Below are 20,200 nucleotides of genomic sequence, written 5' to 3'. Positions count from 1 at the left end.
GCTCCGCTGCGCTCCGTGTCCCACCGCGAGCCCGTCCCCGACACCGGGGGCGGGCTCGCGGTGTCCCGGTACCGCGTCGACCTGGCCTACGACGGCACCGACTTCTCCGGCTGGGCGCGCCAGCCGGGGCTGCGCACGGTGCAGGGGGTCGTCGAGGACACGCTGGCGACGATCTGGCGGGTGCCCGTCGCGCTGACCGTGGCGGGCCGCACCGACGCCGGCGTGCACGCCGACGCGCAGGTCTGCCACGTCGACCTGCCGGAGTCGGTGGCGATCCACCCCGGCCTCGTCGGCCGGCTGGCGCGGATGCTGCCACCGGATGTCAGGGTCCGGGCCGTCACGCCCGCGCCCGACGGCTTCGACGCGCGCTTCTCCGCGTTCCGGCGCCACTACGTGTACCGCGTCAGCACGGCCCCGTGGGGCCCCGAGCCGTTGCGCGCCCGCGACACCCTGCGCTGGCCGCGCCCGCTCGACGTCGACGCGATGAACGAGGCCGGCCGCGGCCTGCTCGGCGAGCACGACTTCGCCGCCTACTGCCGCCCGCGCCCCGGCGCGACGACCGTGCGCGAGCTCCAGCACCTGGAGTGGACCCGCGAGCCCGGCGAGACCGACGTCCTCGCCGCGCGCCTGTCCGCCGACGCGTTCTGCCACTCGATGGTCCGCTCGGTGGTGGGCGCGCTGCTCGCCGTCGGCGAGGGCCGGCGTCCGGTGTCGTGGCCCGCTGGTCTGCTCGAGGCGCGCGAGCGGTCCAGCGAGGTCGCCGTCGTCGCGGCACGGGGCCTGCGCCTGGTGGGTGTCGACTACCCCGACGACGCCGACCTCGCCGCCCGCGCCGCCGTCACTCGCCGCCGCCGCGACGAGCCCTGAGAAGTGTCAGCGACGTGGCGTCGCTGTCGTCCAGTGTCCGTATCGCCACGCGCTCGCGAGCGTGTGGGGATACGGACGTTCCGTGTCAGCGGGGGGCCACCGCTGACACTGGACGTCCGCGATGCCACACGCTCGATCGCTCCGCGGGTCAGGAGCCGCTGCCGTAGGGGCGGGTGAGGATCTCGAGGTTGTGGCCCTCGGGGGAGTCGAAGTAGGCGCCCTGGCCGCCGTCGTCGGTGTTGTGCCCGGGGCGGCGGTGGCCCGGGTCGGCGAAGGTCGGCACCCCGCGCTCGCGCAGCCGCCCCGCGATCACCCCGAACTCGTCGTCCGGGACGAGGAAGGCGTAGTGCTGGCTGTGGGGCTCGGCGACGGTCATGAAGTCGAGGCTCGTGCCGTGGGCGACCTCGACGACCGTGAAGGGCCCGAAGTGGTACGGCGCGGGCAGCCCGAGGACCTCGGCGAGGAACGCGGCGCCGGCGTCCGGGTCCGGGGACTCGACGATGGTGTGGTTCAGCTCGATGCTCATGGCCCCGAGGGTCCGACCTCGAGCAAGGTCGAGGTCAAGGACGAGGTCAAGGGACGGCGACCGCGATCGTGCCGTCCGCCTCGACGCGGCAGGGGTGGGCGACGAGGTCGCAGCCGCCGGGGTCGAGCCCGCGACCCGTGGCGACGTCGAACGTGTAGCGGTGGTTGGCGCAGGTGAGCACGCCGCCCGCGAGGCTGCCGCGCTCGAGGGGCCAGGCGCGGTGGGGGCAGCGGTTGTCGTAGGCGCGGACCTCGCCGTCGACGTGCACCAGCAGCACGCGCGTCGCCCCGACCATGACCGAGCGCATCGTGCCGTCGCCGAGCTCCGCCAGCGGCAGGACGGGCGTGAACGTGGCCGCCATCGGGCCAGGGTGCCAGCTCAGTCGCCCCGGCGGACCGGCCCGAGGATCGCCGTCTCCAGCGGGCCGGTGACGAGGTCGACGCGCCGCCACAGGTTGCGCCCGAGGAGCACGACGCCGCGGTCGGGCAGGGTGCGCAGGGTCTCGGTCATCGCGGGGGACAGGCGCCAGAGCCGCCCGGCGAGCTCCGCCTCGTGGGGCGGGAGCCGCTGGATGAGGACGAGGTCGGCGTCGTCGGCGAGGTCGGAGACCGCGGGGACGAGGGACGGGAGCACGACGAGCGTCGTCTGCCGCGGGCCGCGCGCCGGGGCCGGGCCCCGCGCGGTGGCGCCGCGGTCGTAGACGACGAGCAGCGGGTGGCCCTCGGGGGCGGCGAGGTCGGGCGGAGGTTCGCCGACGACGCGCACGCGGTCGTCGGCGGCGTCCCGGACCGCCTCCCACACGGGCGGGCGCCCGGTGACGACGACGGCGCGGGTCCCCGTCCCGACCGCGCGCAGGGTGACCTGCCGGGCGAGGTAGAGCCCGCCGAGCAGCACGACGCGCGTCGGCGTGGACCGCAGCAGGCTCACCGCGACGGGCTCGCCGTCCGGGTCGGCGCCGAGCACCACGCCCGCGGGACGCACCGGCGGGCCCAGCGCGTCGGCGAGGGCGGGCGGGGCCGAGAACGTCGGGGCGAGCTCGGGGTCGGCGCGCGTGGGGGCGGTGCGCCCGAGCGCGCCGGGAGGTTCGGTCACGGCTGCGCCCCCAACGGGAGCGTGGCCGCGAGCCCGGCGGCGTGCTGGCCGTCCAGGGCGTCCAGGGCCACCCCGAGCGCGTGCCCGCGGGCGACGAGCTCGCGGCCGGACTCCTCGAGCGCCTCGGGGGTGTCGGCGGTGAGGCGCACGGTGCCGCGCAGACCGACCGCGTCGGCGGACCGGGGGTCGGGCTCGAGGGTGAGCGCGAGCGTGCACGTCCGGCCGGTGGTGGCCGTGAGGCCGGTCAGGCGCTCCGGCGTGGCGGGCCAGCCGGTGACGGCGTACGCCGCGTGCCCGACCTCGCCGACGACGACGGCCTTCCAGTGCTCGACGAACCGGGGACCGTCGAGCTCGCCGGCGCTGTCGGCGGCCTCCGTGGCGGCGTCGAGGACCTCGTCGGCGGCGAGCGGGCGCACGGGCGTCCCGTGGTCGGCGAGCACACGCCCGATCCGCGCGAGCGCCCCCACCACGGCCCGGTGGGCGCCGAGGACGCCGCCGCCGCGCTCGGCGACCGCGTCCGGGCAGCGCGCCGGGTCGAGCCGCACGACGAGCCACGCCTCGCGCCGCGACAGGGCCGGCAGGTCCCCCAGCACCTCGCGGTAGGCGGCGGCCGCCGGGGTGTCGTCGACGACGGGGCGGCAGTGCCAGAGCGCGCTCACCGCGTCGAGCACGACGCCCCGGTCGGCCAGGCACCCGGCGATCGCCGCCAGCGGGAACGACGCGTGGTCGTCCGGGACCAGGCCTGTGGCACCGTCCGCGCCCGCCGTGTCGAGCGCCAGCACCGCGCTCCACCCGCCGCCGTGCCCGACGAGCCCCACCTCGCGCCCGTCGTGGTCGCGGGTGCGGGCGACGGTGAGGTCGCCGGTGAGCAGGCGCGCCGTGCGCAGCCGCGGGTCGACGTCGTCGGCGGCCTGCTCCGGCTCCCGCTCGCGGACCCGCACCCGGAAGCGCAGCGCCAGCCCGATCCACTGCACGAGCCAGCGCCGCCGCACCCGCAGCAGCCCGACGAGCAGGCCCGCCGACAGCACGACCCCCGCCAGCGGAAGCAGCCGGCGGTCGACCGCGACGAGCGCGACCGCGATCGCCAGCCCGACCTCGACGACCACGACGGCGACGAGCGGGATCCGGCCCAGCGAGGGTCCGGACGGGCGGCGCTGCGCGGTCAGCAGGGTCATCGCGCCGCCCTCCGGCGCCCGGCGAGGACGGAGAGGGCGAGGACGACCAGGAGCCCGAGACCGGCGGCGACCCATCCCACCGACGAGTCGGCCTCCGGCGCCGCGGCGGGCGTGGGCCGCACCTCGGGCCCGGTGCGCGGTGGGCCCCCGCGCACGGCGGCGGCCGCGTCGAGCACGCCGTAGCCGACCGCGTCGTCACGGGCGCCGGGGGCGAGCCCCGGGGTCGGCGCGGCGGAGCGGACCAGCGCGGCCGCGATCTCGCGGGCGGGCGTCTCGGGCTCGCGGGCCCGCAGCAGCGCGGCGGCCCCGGCGACCCGGGCCGCGGCGAAGCTCGTGCCGACCAGGGGAGCGGTGGCGCCGTCGGGGGCGGTGAGCCCGGTGGTCAGCCCGTCCCCGCGGGCCGCGAGCGACGCCGGGGCGCGGCCGGGGGCGGCGAGGTCGACCCACGGCCCGGCGAGCGAGGACGGGTCGGGTGCGCCGGCGTCGTCGACCGCGCCGACCGCGAGCACGTCGTCGCCGAACCAGGCCGGCACGGGGATGCTGCGCACGTCGCCCGCCGTGTTGGGCGCGCACCCCGGCCCCGTGTTGCCCGCGGCGGCGACCACGACGACGCCCCGGTCGACCGCCTCGCGCACGGCGGCGCGCAGGGCGCCCAGGGCGGGCGCGTCGGCGGGGTCGGCGACCTGGTCCGGCGTGCGGCAGGCGGCGAGGGCGAGCGAGAGCACCCCGACGCCCGGGGTGTCGGCGGCGTGCCGGACCGCGCGGGCGAGCGTGGCGACGTCGCCGGCGCCGTAGAACGCGCTGGTCTGGCGCACCGCGAGCACACGCACGCCGGGGGCGACGCCGACGAGCAGGTCATCGGGGGCGGGGTCGGCGGCGAGCACCCCGGCGACCGCCGTGCCGTGGCCGTCGCAGTCGTCGGTGCCGGCGTCCCCGGCCACGAAGTCGCCCCCGTCGACCACCCGGCCGCCGAGGCGCGGGTGCGCGGCGACGCCGGTGTCGATCACGGCGACGGTCTGGCCCTCGCCGCGGCCCTCGGTCCAGGCGGCGGCCGGGTCCGGGCCGGGCGGGAGGTCGCCGATCCCGAACCCCGAGGGCGCCGGCGGGACGGCCGCGGGGCAGGGCGCGAGCCGGCGCGCGCCCGGGACACCGTCGGGGGCCGGGTCGAGCGCGGCGAGGGCGGCGGGGTCGGGTGCGGGCGGCGCGGGCGCGGTCGAGGCGGCGGCCGGCGCAGCCCCGAGCAGCGCGGCGCTCAGCACCGCCGCGGCGACGCGGGCGATCACAGCAGCCGCATCGCCGTGTAGAGGTCCATGACCGCGAGCGCGACCGGCAGCACCGCGGCGATCCCGATCGCCTCGGCGATGTCGACCGCGCGGCGCGCGACCGGCGAGAACCGCCGCCGGGGCACGACGACGCCCAGCACCAGCGCGCCCGCCCCGGCCGCGAGCGACACCACCGGCACGGCGAGCACCGCCACGAGCGGCGGCGCCGCGAGCATCCAGCCGACGAGCAGCCCGGCGGCGGCGAGCAGCGCGCACACGAGCAGCGCGACCGCCTGCACCCCGTTCGCGTAGGTGCGCGAGCGCAGCCCGAGCAGGACCGTCAGCAGCACCGCGAGCACCCAGCCGGCGACGCCGCGCCAGCCACCGACCGGGGCGAGCGCGAGCACCGCGACCGCTCCGGCGGTGACGACGCCGCACCCCACGACCAGGCCGGAGAGCGCGGCGTGGGCGCGGTCGGCGCGGCGTTCGATGTCGGCGTGCTCCGCGACGCCGGGGTCATCCGCGAGCTCCTCGGCCGACCCGGGCACGCGGGGGAGCGGGAGGCGGGCGAGCGCGATGCCCGTGCGGGGCAGCAGCGCCGACGCGACGAGCGCCAGCGCCCCCGCGCCGGCCGCGACCCCGGCGGCGTCGCCCGCGTCGACGACCGTCGCGACGCCCGCGGCGACGACGAGCAGCACCGCGGCGGTGAGCGCCCCGAGCAGCGCGGCGACCCCGGTGCGCCCGGCCCGGCCCAGCGCGAGCAGGCAGACCGCGGCCACGGCGGCGGCGAGGGCGGCGCCGAGCAGCAGCTGGGGCGCGCCGGAGGTGGCGGTGAGCGGGCCGGGCGCGCTCCACGGCACCGCTGCGACGCCCGCGACCGCGGCGAGCGCCACCGCCCCGGCGGCGAGCACCGAGCCCGCGCCCGTCTCGTCGAGCACCCGCGTGCACACGGCGGCGAAGGCCAGCGCCAGGAGGGCGGCGACGCCCGCCACGGCGGCGGTGCCCAGCCCGCCCGCGGTGCCCGGCGCGCGCCCGACCACGACGAGCGCGAGCACCGCGCCCGCCAGCCCGAGCGCGAGCCCGCACAGCCCGAGCACCCGCGCGATCCCCGGCCCCCACGCCCGGTAGCTCGCCGGCGTCGCCTCGGCGACGGCGTCGACGACGTCGTCGAACAGCGGCGGTGGCGCGGCGTCGGCGCGGCGGCGCAGCACGAGCTGGTCGCCGTCGAGGACGCCGAGGGAGGCGAGCGTGCGCGCGGGGTCGACCGGGCTCTGGCCCAGCGGGGCGAGGGTCCAGCCCGTCGACCCCGACTCACCGGTCATGTCCAGCAGCACGGGCAGCAGGTCGGCCAGCGGCACGTCCGGCGGCAGCGCGACGTCCACGCGGGTACGGGGCGCGAGGACCGACACCCGGCTCGCCGCGGCCACGGCACCCGCTCCGGCGGGCAGCGAGGGAGGCGCGTCGGGCCGTGTCCCGGGCAGCGCCGCGTTCCGGCTCGTCCGGGCGGTGCCTGTCATGCGCTCCTCGATCTTCGCGCGGTTCGTCGAGACGGACCCGGGGCGGCCCGCGGCTCCTTAGTATGGCCGCACCGTCGGGGCGGGGTGGTGCGATCGGAGGAACGGGGGACGGGCGGTGGGCACACGGGTCTTCCGGCGCGCCGCGCGCCGGCCCCCGCCCGAGGTGCCCTCCGGCGAGGTCCACCTCGAGGCGCCGCCGGAGATCCCCCGGGCGACGCCCTCCTCGCCGCTGCTGCGGCTGTTGCCGCTGCTCATGGTGGTCGGCTCGCTCGGGTTCATCGTCGTCATCGGCGTCGACAACCCGACCTCCTGGCTCTTCGGCGGGATGTTCGCGCTCTCGACGCTGGGCATGGTCGCCGGCGGCGTGACGCGCGGCGGGGCGCAGCGGCGGGCGGAGTCCGACGAGGACCGCAAGGACTACCTGCGCTATCTGGCGCAGATGCGCCGCCGGGCCCGGGAGACCGCGGTGGAGCAGCGGCGCGCCCTGGAGTGGACGCACCCCGACCCGTCGGCGCTCGTGGGCCTCGCCCGGGGCCCGCGGATGTGGGAGCGCCGGCCCGCGGACCCGGACTTCGCGCACGTGCGCGTCGGGCGCGGCTCGCAGCGGCTCGCCACCGCGCTCGTCCCGCCGCAGACCGGGCCCGTCGACGACCTCGAGCCCGTCGCCACCGTGGCGCTGCGCCGCTTCGTGCGCACCCACTCGATCGTCCCGGACCTGCCGACCGCGGTGTCGCTGCGCGCGTTCGCCTCGGTAGCTGTCGCCGGGGGCGACGCGGAGGCCCGGCGGGCGCTGGTGCGGGCGTTCGTCGCGCAGCTCGTCACCTTCCACAGCCCCGACGACCTCGTCGTCGCCGTCGCGGCGACGGGCCCGGCGCGCGCGGAGTGGGAGTGGGTCAAGTGGCTGCCGCACGTCGCGCACCCGCGGCTGTCCGACGGCGCCGGGCCGGTGCGGATGGTGACGTCCTCGCTGGCCGCCGTGGAGTCGTGGCTCGCGCCGGAGCTGGCCGGGCGCGGCCGGTTCACGCGCGGCGCGGCCCCCGCGGCGGACACGCGCCACGTCGTCGTCGTGCTCGAGGACGCGGAGGTCCTCGGCTCCGAGCAGATCCTGCTCGAGGAGGGCCTGTCCGCGGTCACGCTGATCGACCTGTCCGACACCCTCGGCACGCTGACGTCGCGGCGCGGGCTCGGGCTCGTCCTGGAACCGGACGGCGAGGGCCGGATCGGCGCCGTCGGGCGGCAGGGCGTGGAGTGGTTCGGCCGTCCCGACGCCCTCGGCGCCGCGGAGGCCGAGGCGCTGGCCCGGCGGCTCGCGCCGTGCCGCACGCCCGTGGTCGGCGGCGGCGACGAGGAGCCGCTGCTGACCAGCCCCGGGATCCTCGAGCTGCTCGGCGTCGACGGCGAGCCGGACACCTTCGACGTCACCGCCGCCTGGCGGCCCCGCCCGCTGCGCGACCGCCTGCGGGTGCCGTTCGGGGTGTCGGCGGACGGCGAGCCGGTCGACCTCGACATCAAGGAGGCCGCGCAGGAGGGCATGGGCCCGCACGGCCTCTGCGTCGGCGCGACCGGCAGCGGCAAGTCCGAGCTGCTGCGCACGCTGGTGCTGGGGCTGATCACCACGCACTCGTCCGAGGCGCTCAACCTCGTGCTCGTCGACTTCAAGGGCGGCGCCACGTTCGCCGGTCTCGCGCCGGCGCCGCACGTCGCCGCGGTGATCACCAACCTCGCCGACGACCTGAGCCTCGTCGACCGCATGCAGGACGCGCTCGCCGGAGAGATGCAGCGCCGCCAGGAGCTGCTGCGCGCGGCGGGCAACCTCGCCAACGTCACCGAGTACGAGCGCGCGCGCGAGAACGGCGCGCCGCTCGAACCGCTGCCGACGCTGTTCGTCGTGGTCGACGAGTTCTCCGAGCTGCTGAGCCAGAAGCCCGACTTCGCGGAGCTGTTCGTCGCGATCGGGCGGCTGGGCCGCTCGCTGCAGATGCACCTGCTGCTCGCCTCGCAGCGCCTCGAGGAGGGCCGGCTGCGGGGCCTGGACTCGCACCTGTCCTACCGGATCGGGCTCAAGACGTTCTCGGCGTCGGACTCCCGCGCGGTGCTCGGGGTGCCGGACGCGGCGGAGCTGCCGCCGGTGCCCGGCTCGGGCTACCTCAAGGTCGAGTCGTCGACGATGATCCGCTTCAAGGCCGGCTACGTGTCCGCGCCCCACCGCGTCGCGGAGCGCGTCGTGCCCGACGAGTCCCCGCTGCCGCGCGAGATGCGCCCGCGGCCGTTCTCGGCGCAGTGGGTGGAGCCGGCGGTGCCGACGGTGCTGGAGGGCAACGGGCACGTGCCGGCCGCGGGTCCGCCCGCGGTCATCGGGCCCGACCAGCGCGGCGGTGGCAGCCCGTCGGTGCTCGACGTCGTCGTGGAACGCCTGCGCGGGCAGGGCCCGCCCGCGCACGAGGTATGGCTGCCGCCGCTGGCCGACCCGGCCACCCTCGACGCGCTGCTGCCCCCGCTGACCGCGACGCCCGACCGGGGACTGACCGCGCCCGGCTTCCCCGCCAACGGGGCGCTCGCGGTGCCGGTGGGGATCGTCGACCGGCCCTACGACCAACGCCGCGACGTGCTGTGGGCGGAGCTCGCCGGGGCCGCGGGGCACGTCGTCGTGGCCGGCGGGCCGCAGTCGGGCAAGTCGACGCTGCTGCGCACGCTCGTGGCCGCGGCCGCGCTCACCCACACCCCGGCCGAGGTGCAGTTCTACGCCGTCGACCTCGGCGGCGGCACGCTCGCGGGCCTCGCCGGGCTGCCCCACGTCGGCTCGGTCGCGGGGCGCGGCGAGCCCGACCTCGTGCGCCGCACCGTCGCCGAGGTCGCCGCGCTGCTCGCCGGCCGCGAGCGCTGGTTCCGCGAGGCGGGGCTCGAGTCGATGGCCGACCTGCGGGCCCGCCGGCGCCGCGGCGAGCTCGCACCCGGCACGGGCGGGTCCGACATGCTCGGTGACGTCTTCCTCGTCGTCGACGGCTGGCACGCCTTCCGCAGCGAGCACGAGGCGCTCGAGCAGACGGTGATCTCGCTGGCCACCGCCGGGCTGTCGTACGGGGTGCACGTCGTCATCACCGCCAGCCGGTGGGCCGAGCTGCGGCCCGCGCTCAAGGACCTGCTCGGCACCCGGTTCGAGCTCCGCCTCGGCGACCCGTCGGAGTCCGAGGTCGACCGGCGCGTCGCCGCCGTCGTGCCCGCCGGGCGCCCGGGGCGGGGGCTGTCGCGGGAGAAGCTGCACGTGCTCACCGCGCTGCCGCGCCTCGACGGCGTCGCCGACGCCGAGGACCTGGGGCGCGCGACCGGCGAGCTCGTCGCCCGCGTCGCCGCCGCGTGGGGCGGCACCGGGGCGCCGCGGGTGCGGCTGCTGCCCGAGCGCGTCGGGGTCGAGTCGCTGCCCGGCGCGGACGAGGGCGCGCCGCACCTGCTGCCGCTCGGGCTCTCGGAGGAGCGGCTCGCGCCGGTGCTGCTCGACGTGGCCGCCGACCCGCACTTCGTCTGCTACGCCGACGCGGAGTCGGGCAAGACGGCACTGCTGCGCGGGTTCGCCCACCAGATCGTGACACGCCACCGGCCCGACCAGGCCCGCCTGATGATCGTCGACTACCGCCGCTCGCTGCTCGGCGCGGTGGCGAGCGAGCACCTCATCTCCTACACGTCGTCGGCGCAGGCGCTCACCGAGGCGATGACGGAGCTCCTCGGCTCGCTGCAGCGCCGCCTGCCCGGGCCGGACGTCACCCCCGAGCAGCTGCGGGCGCGGTCGTGGTGGACCGGGCCGGACGTGTTCGTGCTGGTCGACGACTACGACCTCGTCGCCGGCGCCGCCACCAACCCGCTCGCCGCGCTGCTCGACCTGCTGCCCCAGGCCCGCGACGTCGGCCTGCACCTCGTCGTCGCGCGGCGTGCGGGCGGCGCGGCGCGGGCGCAGTTCGAGCCGGTGCTCGCCCGGCTGCGCGAGCTCGGCTCGCCCGGGATCGTCATGAGCGGCAGCCGCGACGAGGGCGTCCTGCTCGGCACCGTGCGGCCGGGCCCGCAGCCGCCGGGCCGCGGCTGGCTGGTCTCGCGCCGTCACGGCGAGCGGCTCGTGCAGGTGGGCTGGCGGGACCCCGATCCGCCGATCACGGCCGTGCCGGGGGACCCGTGAGCGACGGCCCGGTCGTCGCGATCGACCTCGGGGTGACGACGGTGGCCGCGGCGGTCGACACCGGCCCCGAGGACCGGTCGGTCGACGCCGTCGACCCCACCGACCTGCCGATCGACATCGCGGCGGTCTTCGCGCCCGCCGACGGCACCGCGCTCGTCGTCGGGGCCGCCGCGCGCCGCCTCGCGCCCACCGACCCGTCGCGCTACGAGCCGACGCCGCGCCTGCGCGTCGACGAGCCCGACCTGCTGCTCGGCACCCGCGTCGTCGGGGTCTCCGAGGCCTGGGGCGCCGTGCTCGCGGGGACGCTCGACCGCGCGGGCCCCCTGCTGCGCGGCGGGCGCCCCCGCCACCTCGTGCTCACCCACCCCGCCGGCTGGGACGCCGGGCGCCGCGAGGTGCTGCGCCGCGCGGGGTCGGGGCTCGCCGAGGACCTCACGCTGGTCGAGGAGCCGGTGGCCGCCGCCGCCCACGCCGGCTGGATGCGCCCGCGGGGCACGGCGCGCCCGCGCCCGCTCGCCGTGCTCGACCTCGGCGCGCGCGGAGCCTCGGCGGCCGTGCTGGCGCCCGTGCCGGGGCGCTGCGGGGACGCCCGGGTGCTCGCCCGGCGCGAGGACGCCCGGTTCGGGGGCGACGACGCCGACGAGCTGCTGCTCGGGCACCTGCTGGGTGCGCTGCACGACGACGAGCCGGACGCCGACGACTCCGACGACTCCGACGACTCCGACGACTCCGACGATCAGGCCGACCGCGTGCTCGAAGTCGTCGCCGGCACGACGCTCGCCGACCGGCGCCACCGCCAGGTGCTGCTCGACGACGTGCGGGCGGCGAAGGAGCAGCTCTCCGACGCCGAGCAGGCGGCGGTCCCGCTGCCCGGGCGCGTCACCGCGGCGTGGCTGTCGCGCGGCGAGCTCACCGAGGTCCTGCGCCCGGCGCTGCGCGGCGTCGTGGACCTGCTCGCCGACACCCTCGCCGACGCCGGCACCGGGCCCGAGCACCTCGACGGCGTCCGGTTGACCGGTGGTGGCGCGCGGATCCCGCTGCTCGCCGCGCTCGTGCACCGCGAGCTGGGCGTGCCCGCCACCGTCGCGCCCGAGCCGCGGTCGGTCGTCGCGCACGGGGCGCTGGTGGTGGCGCGGGAGAGCGCGGCGTCCCGGCGGGGTGGCGTCCCCGCGCCGCGCGCCGTCCCGGCGGCGGTCGGTGCCCTCGCCGGCGCCGGGCTGCGGTCCGGACCGCTGCTGGACCCGCCGACGGTCGAGCTCCCGCCGGCGCCGTCCCCGCGCGGGACCGACCCCACCGAGGACCTCTCCGACGACCCCGCCTGGCTCACCCCGACCTCGGAGCGCACGGACGTGCAGGTGCCGGTCCGCCGCGTCGGGCCCCCCGAGGAGGCCACCGCCCCCGCGGAGCCGGTCGACGACACCGACCTGGTCGAGCCGGTGTCCGACGAGCCGCGCCACCTGCCCGCCCGGCGGAACCTGCCCGCGCGCCGCCCCGCGCCGGCCCGCGGACGGGTGGGCGTCGGCGCGGTGATCGTCGCGCTGCTGGCGGTGGTCGCGCTGGTCACCGTCGTCGTGCTCGGGGCGCGGGCGCTGCGGGGCCCGTCGGGCACCGGGATGGTCGTCGGCGGGCAGACGTTCGTCGCGCCGATCGGCTGGGCCGAGGCCGGCGGCGACCCCGGGGCCCGGCGCCTGCTGCTGCGGCCCGCGGGCGCCCCGCGCGGCGCCGACCTCGTCGCGGTCCAGGAGAACCCGCTCGACCCGGCCGCCGCGGCGGACCCCGAGCGCGCCCGCGCCCAGCTCGCCGGCCAGTACGAGGCCGCGCGGGCCGCCGGCGACCCGGTGTCGGGCTACGAGGCGCGCGCCGAGTTCGGCGGGCGCGAGGTGGCCCGGTACCGCCAGGACCCCGCGCCCGGCGTCCGCGTCGACTGGTTCGTCGTGGTGTCCGCGCCCTCGATGGTCAGTGTCGGCTGCCGCCACGGCGCCGACGCCGCCGACGAGCGCCGCGTCCTCGCGGCCTGCGAGCAGGTCGTCGAGACGCTCGAGCCCACGGGCTGACGACTTCTCTCAAACGGCAACCACGCCCGTCGCCCGATCGTCATGCTCGATCCGTCACGAGCACACGGGGCCCGCGGGCTCCGCGAGGAGAGGAGGTGTCGCGTGGCAGGAGGATTCGGGACCCAGACCGGGGTCATGGTCGACGTGGCCACCCGGCTGGAGACCATCAACGGCGATCTGCAGGGCCAGCTCCGGTCGCTCCAGGGGCGGCTCGAGCCCCTGGTCGCCGACTGGCAGGGCCAGGGCTCCACCGCCTTCCAGGGGACGATGGCCCGCTGGCAGACCGACGCGAAGCGCATCAACGACGCGCTGCTCGGCATCGCCGAGCGGGTGCGCGCCGGTGCCGGCCGCTACGACGCGAGCGAGGCCGACGCGGCCGGGCTGCTGAACGTCCTCGGTGACGGCGGCGGCGGCGGTGCGGGGGGCACGGGCGCCCCGGGCGGCGGCGCGATCACGAACGCCCTCGGCTGAGCCGGACCCTGACGACCCGAGACGAGGACACCATGACCAGCCCCAACATCAAGGTCCGGTTCGGCGCGCTGCAGCAGGCCAGCCAGGACATCAACACCACGCACGCGGGCATCGAGGCGCAGCTCGCGGACGTCCGCACCGCGGTGGGCCAGCTGTCGGTGTGGGACGGCGCGTCGTCCGACTTCTACCGCCAGCAGCAGCAGCAGATCGACACGGCGTGGAACGATCTCAAGGAGCTGCTCGCGCAGATCCGCGCGCGCACCGACCAGGCCACCCAGCAGTACATGGAGACCGAGTCGGGCGTCGGGGCGATGTTCCGCGCCTGACGCCGACGGCCGGCAGGGGGTGGTCGAGGTCGGCCGCGGGGGGACGCGTACTCTGGAGGATCGTTGCGCGGTGTACGTCCCGCGCCCGCTCGACCACACACTCGGCCTCCGCCGGCCGACCCGCCCAGCCGTCCGTGACGAGGTAGCTTCCGTGCGCACGTTCAGTCCGAAGCCCGGCGACATCGATCGCGCCTGGCACGTCATCGACGCGTCCGACATCGTGCTCGGTCGCCTGGCCAGCCAGAGCGCGACGCTGCTGCGGGGCAAGCACAAGCCCACGTACGCCCCGCACGTCGACACCGGCGACTTCGTGATCATCGTGAACGCGGAGAAGATCGCCCTCACGGGCGGCAAGCGCGACGAGAAGATGCTGTACAGCCACAGCGGCTTCCCGGGCGGCCTGCGCTCGCGCACGATCGGCGAGGAGCTCGACCGCTTCCCGGCGCGCGTGGTCGAGAAGGCCATCAAGGGCATGCTTCCCCACAACCGTCTCGGCCGTGCGATGGGCAGCAAGCTCAAGGTCTACGCGGGCCCCGAGCACCCCCACGCCGCGCAGAAGCCGGTGCCGTACGAGATTCGACAGGTGAGCCAGTGACCACCCCTGACGACCCGACCGACCTGCCCGAGGTCGCCGACAACGACGCCGCGCAGACGCTCGCCGAGGCGGCGGACCTGCCCGAGGGCGCCGTCGGCGGCACCCCGGTGTCCGCCACCGACGAGCCGGCCGACGACGAGGTCGTCGCCGACGTCGTGAGCTCCGACGCCGACGAGGACGCCGGCGAGGCCGACGTCTTCGGCGAGACCGCCGCCCCGGTGTTCGCCGGGATCGACCGCCCCGTCCAGACGGTCGGCCGCCGCAAGGAGGCCATCGTCCGCGTGCGCCTCGTCTCCGGCACCGGTCGCATCATCTGCAACGGCAAGGCGTTCGAGGAGTACTTCCCGAACAAGGTGCACCAGCAGCTCATCCGCGAGCCCCTGGTGGTCACCGAGCGCACCGAGCAGTTCGACGTGCACGCCACCCTGCACGGTGGTGGCACGTCCGGCCAGGCGGGCGCCCTGCGCCTCGGCCTCGCCCGCGCGCTCACCGAGGTCGACCCCGACGACCGTCCGGGCCTCAAGAAGGCCGGCTTCCTCACCCGCGACCCGCGGGCCACGGAGCGCAAGAAGTACGGCCTCAAGAAGGCCCGGAAGGCTCCTCAGTACTCGAAGCGCTGATGGCTCGGCTCTTCGGCACCGACGGTGTCCGGGGCCTGGCCAACGCCGACCTCTCGCCCGAGCTGGCGACCGCGGTCTCCGCGGCGGCCGTGGGCGTGCTCGCCGAGCACGCCCGCGCCGAGGGTCGGCGTGGCGCGGCCGACCGCCCCGTGGCGGTCGTCGGCCGCGACCCGCGGGCCAGCGGCGAGATGCTCGAGGCCGCGGTCACCGCGGGCCTCGCCGCCGCCGGGGCGGACGTGCTGCGCGTCGGCGTGCTGCCGACGCCGGCGGTCGCGTTCCTCACCGACGCGCTCGACGCCGACCTCGGCGTGATGATCTCCGCGTCGCACAACCCGATGCCCGACAACGGCATCAAGCTCTTCGCCGCGGGCGGGCACAAGCTGCCCGACGCCGTCGAGGACGCGATCGAGGCGCGCGTGGACGGCGCGGGTGCTCCCGGCGCGCGGCCCACCGGCCTCGAGATCGGCCGGGTGCGCGACCTGCCGAACGCGCTCGACCGCTACGTCGAGCACCTCGCCGGCGCGACCCCGACGCCGCTGGCCGGCCTGCACGTCGTCGTCGACTGCGCGCACGGTGCCGCGTCGGCCGCCGCCCCCGAGGCCTACGCCGCGGCGGGCGCCCGGGTCACCGCGCTGCACGCCGCGCCCGACGGCTGGAACATCAACGACGGCGTGGGCTCCACCCACATCGACGCGCTGGCCCACACCGTCGTCGCCGAGGGCGCGGACCTGGGCATCGCGCACGACGGCGACGCCGACCGCTGCCTCGCGGTCGCCGCCGACGGCAGCGTCGTCGACGGCGACCAGATCCTCGCGATCCTCGCGCTCGACCTGCTCGAGCGCGGCGAGCTCACCGACGCGACGCTCGTCGTCACCGTCATGAGCAACCTGGGCCTGCACCTCGCGATGGCCGACGCGGGCGTCACCCTGCGCACCACCGCGGTCGGCGACCGCTACGTGCTCGAGGAGCTGCGCTCCGGCGGGTTCGCCCTGGGCGGCGAGCAGTCGGGGCACGTGGTGCTCCCGACGCACGCCACCACCGGGGACGGCCTGCTCACCGCGCTGCGCCTCATGGCGCGCATGGCGCAGAGCGGGCGCCCCCTCGCCGACCTCGCCGCGGTCATGACCCGGCTGCCCCAGGTGCTGGTCAACGTGCCGGTCGCCGACAAGGCGGCGGTCGGCTCGTCGCCCGAGGTCGCCGACGCCGTCGTGGCGGCCGAGGCCGAGCTGGGCGGCAAGGGCCGCGTGCTCCTGCGCCCGTCGGGCACCGAGCAGCTCGTGCGCGTGATGGTCGAGGCACCCACCCAGGTTGTGGCCGGCGAGGTCGCCGACCGGCTCGCGGGACTCGTCTCCACCGTCCGCTGACGGAGCGCACCGACCCGGACACGGTCGGTGAGCTGCGCGGATGCGGGCGCGTATCCGGGCGTGGCGGTACCGGGTTCCCGCCCACCGGTGCGCCCCCACGCGTTAACCTGGCGGTGGTCCCGCGGGCCCGGCGCGATGCGTGCGCGGGACGCGGACGTCGGCACAGTCCCGCCTCGTGCGGGCCGGACGCGGAGGACGCGGATGGACTCGGTCCCGCCCGTTCACGGTCCCGCCCGCTCGCTCGATGACGTCCTCGCCGATCTCGACGGCCCGGACGACGAGTTCGACGCCGAGGAGGACGCCCCGCCACCCGACCTGCCGGAGGTCGTCGAGGCCGTCACCGGCCGCGCGCGCGACCTGCACCGCCTGGCCGACCGCCTCAGCACCGAGCAGGGGGCGGACCCGTCGCTGTCCGCGGTGGCCCTGCTGCGCGCCCACGCGGGCGCCGTCGGTGATCTCGCCGACCACCTCCAGGCCGCCGGCGAGGAGCGCGACCACCCCGCCGATCCCGGGACCACCCCGGCCACCACCGGCGCTGACGCCACCGGCCCCGACGACGCCGACCCCGCCGACGGGCCGGGCGGTCCGGGGCCGCGGGGCGTGCCGCGTCACGTCGGGTGAGCCTCGGGTGAACCGCCCCGAGCGCCCGCTGCGGCTCGCGCCCGCCCCGGGTCCGGTCGACCTCGGCGGGCCGGACCGCGCGACCCTGCTCACCACCGTCGACGCCGCGGTCGGCGTGCTGGCCACGCACCTCGCGCGCTGGTCGGCGCTGCCGCCGCGCTGGCGCGGTGTCCCGGCGGGGCCCGACACCGACCCCGCCACGGTCCGGCGCGCCGGCGCCGAGGCGCGCGAGCTGCCCGATCCGGCCGCGCTCGCCGCTCAGGCCGAGGCCCTGCGCGAGGCCGCGACGCTGGTCCGCCGCCAGCACGTCGACACCGCCGAGGACCTGGGCCCGCTGTGGGACACGTGGGCGGGTCCCTCGGCGGACGCCGTGCAGAAGCGGGTCTCGGCGCTGGCGCGCTCGGCACACGGCCTGGTCTCCGAGCTCGGCGACACCGCCGACGTCTTCGAGGTCGCCGCGGCGCGCACGGCGGCCGCGGTGCGCGACCTCGCGGCCGGCGCGGCGGCGGTCCGTCCCGCCGACCCGGTCGGCGGGCTGCTCCCCGGCCAGGTGGACGCGCTGCTCGCCGCCGTCCGCGGTGACCCGTCGGTGGAGGGCCCGCTGCGCGCCTGGGCGGCCGACCTCGAGGAGCGGACGAGGCACTTCCTCGCCGCGGCGGCCCGCAGCCGCGCCGTGGGGCGCGAGGCGGGGGCGCGGGTCCGCGAGCGGATCGCGGCGGGCGGGGGCGACCCGCTCAGCCCGAACCGGGCTCCGTCCCCTTGACGATGCCGTCGAACGCCGCGGCGTAGCGGTCGTCGCCGCCGAGGCGGTGCAGCAGGAACCCCGTCAGCAGCGCGCGGACGAGCGTGCGCGTCGCCGCCTCGCCCTTGCCGTCGAGCAGGATGTCGCTCCAGTGCCGGCCCTCGAGCAGCCCGAGGTGGGTGGCCTTCTTGACCGTGCGCAGCGACGACTCGCCGGCCCAGGCCTTGTCGAGCAGCTCCGCGCCGGCGGCGGGCGGGGAGACGAGGTCCTTGCCGAAGCCGAGGTGCATGCCGGGCAGGTGGACCGCGCGGGCGGCCTCGACCGCGGAGGGCTGCGTGTCGGTGATCGCGACGGTGGCGACCGCCTGGATCGACACCCCGTGCCCGACCTCCCAGTAGGGCTCGCCGACGGCCTGGACGCGCGTGTCGGTGGCGGGCACGGCGGCGGCGAGGACGGCCGAGCCCGCGCCCATCCCGTGCCCGGCGACGCCGAGCTTGTGGGGGTCGACGCTGACCGCGGCCCCGCGGGCGGTGCCCCCGAGGCGGACCCCGGACACGACGCCGAGCGCGGTGCGCAGGTCCTGGGCCAGGCCGCGGTGGGAGCCGATCGGGCCGCGCTGGGTGTCGGGCGCCGCGGCGACGACGCCCCAGGAGGCGAGGTGGCGCAGCAGGCCGAGGTAGCGGCCCGCGGGCTGCAGCCAGTCGTGGCCGAACGCGACGGCCGGCAGCGCGGTGCCCGACGCGGGGGTGAACACCACCCCGGGCAGCCCGACGAGCGCCAGCTCACCCCGCAGCACGGGGTACGGGCCGGGCCTCGACAGCTCGGCGACCACCGCCTTCGGCGCCAGGGCCTTCCCGGGGATCACGCTCGCCATGGCCCGGGAACCTAGCGGAGGCACCCCGTCGCGGCCTGTCGTGACCCGCCCGGGCCTCCGGGGCGCCGTCCAGCGCGTCGTTACCCTGAGGCCCGTGTGCGGGATCGTGGGATACGTCGGACAGCGTGGTGCCCAGGAGGTTCTCGTCAACGGCCTGCGGCGCCTGGAGTACCGCGGGTACGACTCGGCAGGGGTCGCGATCGTGGACGGCGCGGGCGGGCTCGAGGTGCACCGGGCGGCCGGTCCGCTCGACAACCTCGTGGCGGTCCTGCCCGCGGACGCCGCGGCCGGCACCACCGGGATGGGGCACACGCGCTGGGCCACGCACGGCCCGCCGACCGACCGCAACGCCCACCCGCACCGCGACGCCACCGGACGCGTCGCGGTCGTGCACAACGGCATCATCGAGAACTTCGCCGCGCTGCGCGCCGAGCTCGAGGCCGAGGGCGTCGAGCTCACCAGCGACACCGACTCGGAGGTCGCGGCGCACCTGGTGGCGCGGGCGTTCGACGCCGATCGGGAGGCGGGGCTGACGGCCGCGGTGCGCGCCGTCGTCGCGCGGCTCGAGGGCGCGTTCACGCTGGTGTTCACCCACGCCGAACGGCCCGACGAGATCGTCGCCGCGCGCCGCAGCTCGCCGCTGGTGGTGGGCGTGGGCCAGGGCGAGATGTTCGTGGCGTCGGACGTCGCGGCGTTCATCGACTTCACCCGCGACGCCGTCGAGCTCGGCCAGGACCAGATCGTCACGCTGACCGCCGAGGGCGCCGTCGTCACCGACTTCCTCGGCGAGACCGCCAAGACCCGGCCGTTCCACGTCGACTGGGACATCGAGGCCGCCGAGAAGGGCGGTCACGACTTCTTCATGCTGAAGGAGATCGAGGAGCAGCCCACCGCGCTGGCCGACACGCTGCGCGGGCACCTGGTCGACGGCCGGGTGGTGCTCGACGAGCAGCGCCTCTCGGACCAGGAGCTGCGCGACATCGACAAGGTGTTCGTCGTGGCCTGCGGCACGGCGTACCACGCGGGCCTGCTGGCGAAGTACGCGATCGAGCACTGGTGCCGCATCCCGGTGGAGGTCGAGGTCGCGAGCGAGTTCCGCTACCGCGACCCGGTGCTCGACCGCTCCACGCTCGTCGTCGCGATCTCGCAGTCCGGCGAGACGGCGGACACGCTCGAGGCCGTGCGGCACGCCCGCGACCAGAAGGCCCGCGTGCTCGCGATCTGCAACACCAACGGTGCGCAGATCCCCCGCGAGTCCGACGCCGTGCTCTACACCCACGCCGGCCCGGAGGTCGGGGTGGCGGCGACCAAGACGTTCACCGCGCAGGTCGTCGCCTGCTACCTGGTGGGCCTGGCGCTGGCGCAGACGTTCGGCACGAAGTACGCCGACGAGGTGGCCCGCGAGTACGCGGAGCTGGAGTCCAGCACGGCCGCGGTGCAGCGGGTGCTCGACGCGGTCGTGGAGCCGACGCGCGCGCTGGCCCGCGACCTCGCGTCGTCGAAGGCGGTGCTGTTCCTGGGGCGCCACGTCGGGTTCCCGGTGGCCCTGGAGGGCGCGCTGAAGCTCAAGGAGCTCGCCTACATGCACGCCGAGGGCTTCGCGGCGGGCGAGCTCAAGCACGGGCCGATCGCGCTGATCGAGCAGGACCTGCCGGTCGTGGTGGTCATGCCCTCGCCCAAGGGCCGCGCGATCCTGCACCAGAAGCTGCTGTCGAACATCCGCGAGATCCAGGCGCGCGGGGCTCGGACGATCGTGGTGGCCGAGGAGGGCGACGAGACGGTGCGGCCGTTCGCCGAGCACCTCATCGAGGTGCCCGCGGTGTCGACGCTGCTCCAGCCGCTGGTGTCGAGCGTGCCGCTGCAGGTCTTCGCGGCCGAGGTCGCCCGCGCCCGCGGCTACGACGTCGACAAGCCCCGCAACCTGGCGAA

The 20,200-nt window shown here is 77.5% G+C and carries 18 protein-coding genes; 11 read left to right on the top strand and 7 right to left on the bottom strand.

What is annotated here, in order from left to right; genetic code table 11:
* The first annotated feature begins 15 nt into the window (after nt 1-15).
* The gene (gene truA / locus WCD58_RS32970) at nt 16-867 is read left to right on the top strand and encodes a tRNA pseudouridine(38-40) synthase TruA (RefSeq protein ID WP_337707387.1); all 852 of its coding nucleotides are present in this window, start codon (nt 16-18) and stop codon (nt 865-867) included.
* 148 nt (nt 868-1,015) lie between these two features.
* Here the strand turns inward: truA and WCD58_RS32965 are convergent, their stop codons facing one another.
* The 6 genes from WCD58_RS32965 to eccD are packed head-to-tail and all read right to left on the bottom strand — an operon-like array spanning nt 1,016 to nt 6,439.
* Nucleotides 1,016-1,393: a VOC family protein gene (locus WCD58_RS32965; RefSeq protein ID WP_337707386.1), complete on the bottom strand. Its 378-nt coding sequence runs from the start codon at nt 1,391-1,393 to the stop codon at nt 1,016-1,018.
* Nucleotides 1,394-1,439: 46 nt separating this feature from the next.
* Nucleotides 1,440-1,754: a Rieske (2Fe-2S) protein gene (locus WCD58_RS32960; RefSeq protein WP_337707385.1), complete on the bottom strand. Its 315-nt coding sequence runs from the start codon at nt 1,752-1,754 to the stop codon at nt 1,440-1,442.
* A 17-nt stretch (nt 1,755-1,771) separates the two neighbouring features.
* Entirely contained in the window at nt 1,772-2,485 is a 714-nt protein-coding gene (locus tag WCD58_RS32955) for a hypothetical protein (RefSeq protein ID WP_337707384.1), read from the bottom strand.
* Entirely contained in the window at nt 2,482-3,660 is a 1,179-nt protein-coding gene (gene eccE, locus WCD58_RS32950) for a type VII secretion protein EccE (protein WP_337707383.1), read from the bottom strand. Before eccE ends, WCD58_RS32955 begins: the two co-directional genes overlap by 4 nt.
* The gene (locus WCD58_RS32945) at nt 3,657-4,943 is read right to left on the bottom strand and encodes a S8 family serine peptidase (protein ID WP_337707382.1); all 1,287 of its coding nucleotides are present in this window, start codon (nt 4,941-4,943) and stop codon (nt 3,657-3,659) included. The genes eccE and WCD58_RS32945 overlap by 4 nt, the downstream gene beginning before the upstream one ends.
* A complete protein-coding gene (eccD, locus tag WCD58_RS32940) occupies nt 4,940-6,439 on the bottom strand; it encodes a type VII secretion integral membrane protein EccD (protein WP_337707381.1) in 1,500 nt (499 codons plus the stop codon). The genes WCD58_RS32945 and eccD overlap by 4 nt, the downstream gene beginning before the upstream one ends.
* A gap of 115 nt (nt 6,440-6,554) precedes the next feature.
* On the opposite strand from eccD, the gene eccCa reads away from it, so the two are divergent.
* The 9 genes from eccCa to WCD58_RS32895 all read left to right on the top strand — a co-directional run bounded on the left by eccCa (nt 6,555) and on the right by WCD58_RS32895 (nt 17,418).
* Entirely contained in the window at nt 6,555-10,604 is a 4,050-nt protein-coding gene (gene eccCa / locus WCD58_RS32935; RefSeq protein ID WP_337707380.1) for a type VII secretion protein EccCa, read from the top strand.
* Nucleotides 10,601-12,658: a type VII secretion-associated protein gene (locus tag WCD58_RS32930; protein ID WP_337707379.1), complete on the top strand. Its 2,058-nt coding sequence runs from the start codon at nt 10,601-10,603 to the stop codon at nt 12,656-12,658. Before eccCa ends, WCD58_RS32930 begins: the two co-directional genes overlap by 4 nt.
* 102 nt (nt 12,659-12,760) lie before the next feature.
* The gene (locus tag WCD58_RS32925) at nt 12,761-13,129 is read left to right on the top strand and encodes a WXG100 family type VII secretion target (protein ID WP_337707378.1); all 369 of its coding nucleotides are present in this window, start codon (nt 12,761-12,763) and stop codon (nt 13,127-13,129) included.
* A gap of 32 nt (nt 13,130-13,161) precedes the next feature.
* Entirely contained in the window at nt 13,162-13,455 is a 294-nt protein-coding gene (locus WCD58_RS32920; RefSeq protein ID WP_337707377.1) for a WXG100 family type VII secretion target, read from the top strand.
* 151 nt (nt 13,456-13,606) lie between these two features.
* Complete coding sequence (gene rplM / locus WCD58_RS32915) at nt 13,607-14,050, top strand: 50S ribosomal protein L13 (RefSeq protein ID WP_337707376.1); 444 nt, start codon at nt 13,607-13,609, stop codon at nt 14,048-14,050.
* Nucleotides 14,047-14,670, top strand: a complete 624-nt coding sequence (gene rpsI / locus WCD58_RS32910; RefSeq protein ID WP_337707375.1) for a 30S ribosomal protein S9 — start codon at nt 14,047-14,049, stop codon at nt 14,668-14,670. Before rplM ends, rpsI begins: the two co-directional genes overlap by 4 nt.
* A complete protein-coding gene (gene glmM / locus WCD58_RS32905; protein WP_337707374.1) occupies nt 14,670-16,034 on the top strand; it encodes a phosphoglucosamine mutase in 1,365 nt (454 codons plus the stop codon). Before rpsI ends, glmM begins: the two co-directional genes overlap by 1 nt.
* Nucleotides 16,035-16,235: 201 nt before the next feature.
* On the top strand, nt 16,236-16,655 hold the full coding sequence (locus WCD58_RS32900) for a hypothetical protein (protein ID WP_337707373.1): 420 nt from the start codon (nt 16,236-16,238) through the stop codon (nt 16,653-16,655).
* A 7-nt stretch (nt 16,656-16,662) separates the two neighbouring features.
* A complete protein-coding gene (locus WCD58_RS32895; protein ID WP_337707372.1) occupies nt 16,663-17,418 on the top strand; it encodes a hypothetical protein in 756 nt (251 codons plus the stop codon).
* Here the strand turns inward: WCD58_RS32895 and WCD58_RS32890 are convergent.
* Nucleotides 17,390-18,271 carry a dienelactone hydrolase family protein gene (locus WCD58_RS32890; RefSeq protein ID WP_337707371.1) on the bottom strand — a complete coding sequence of 294 codons (882 nt, stop codon included), beginning with the start codon at nt 18,269-18,271 and terminating at the stop codon, nt 17,390-17,392. The two genes, WCD58_RS32895 and WCD58_RS32890, sit on opposite strands and share 29 nt — an antisense overlap.
* Before the next feature lie 94 nt (nt 18,272-18,365).
* Between WCD58_RS32890 and glmS the strand changes: the two genes are divergently transcribed.
* Nucleotides 18,366-20,200, top strand: a 1,835-nt coding sequence (gene glmS / locus WCD58_RS32885) for a glutamine--fructose-6-phosphate transaminase (isomerizing) (protein WP_337707370.1), incomplete at its 3' end; no start/stop codon positions are given.

The organism is Actinomycetospora flava (assembly GCF_037400335.1).
In the GTDB taxonomy this organism is placed as follows: domain Bacteria; phylum Actinomycetota; class Actinomycetes; order Mycobacteriales; family Pseudonocardiaceae; genus Actinomycetospora; species Actinomycetospora flava.
The sequence above is the reverse complement of the archived record's forward strand: the minus strand, read 5'-3'. Positions and strand labels throughout refer to the sequence as shown.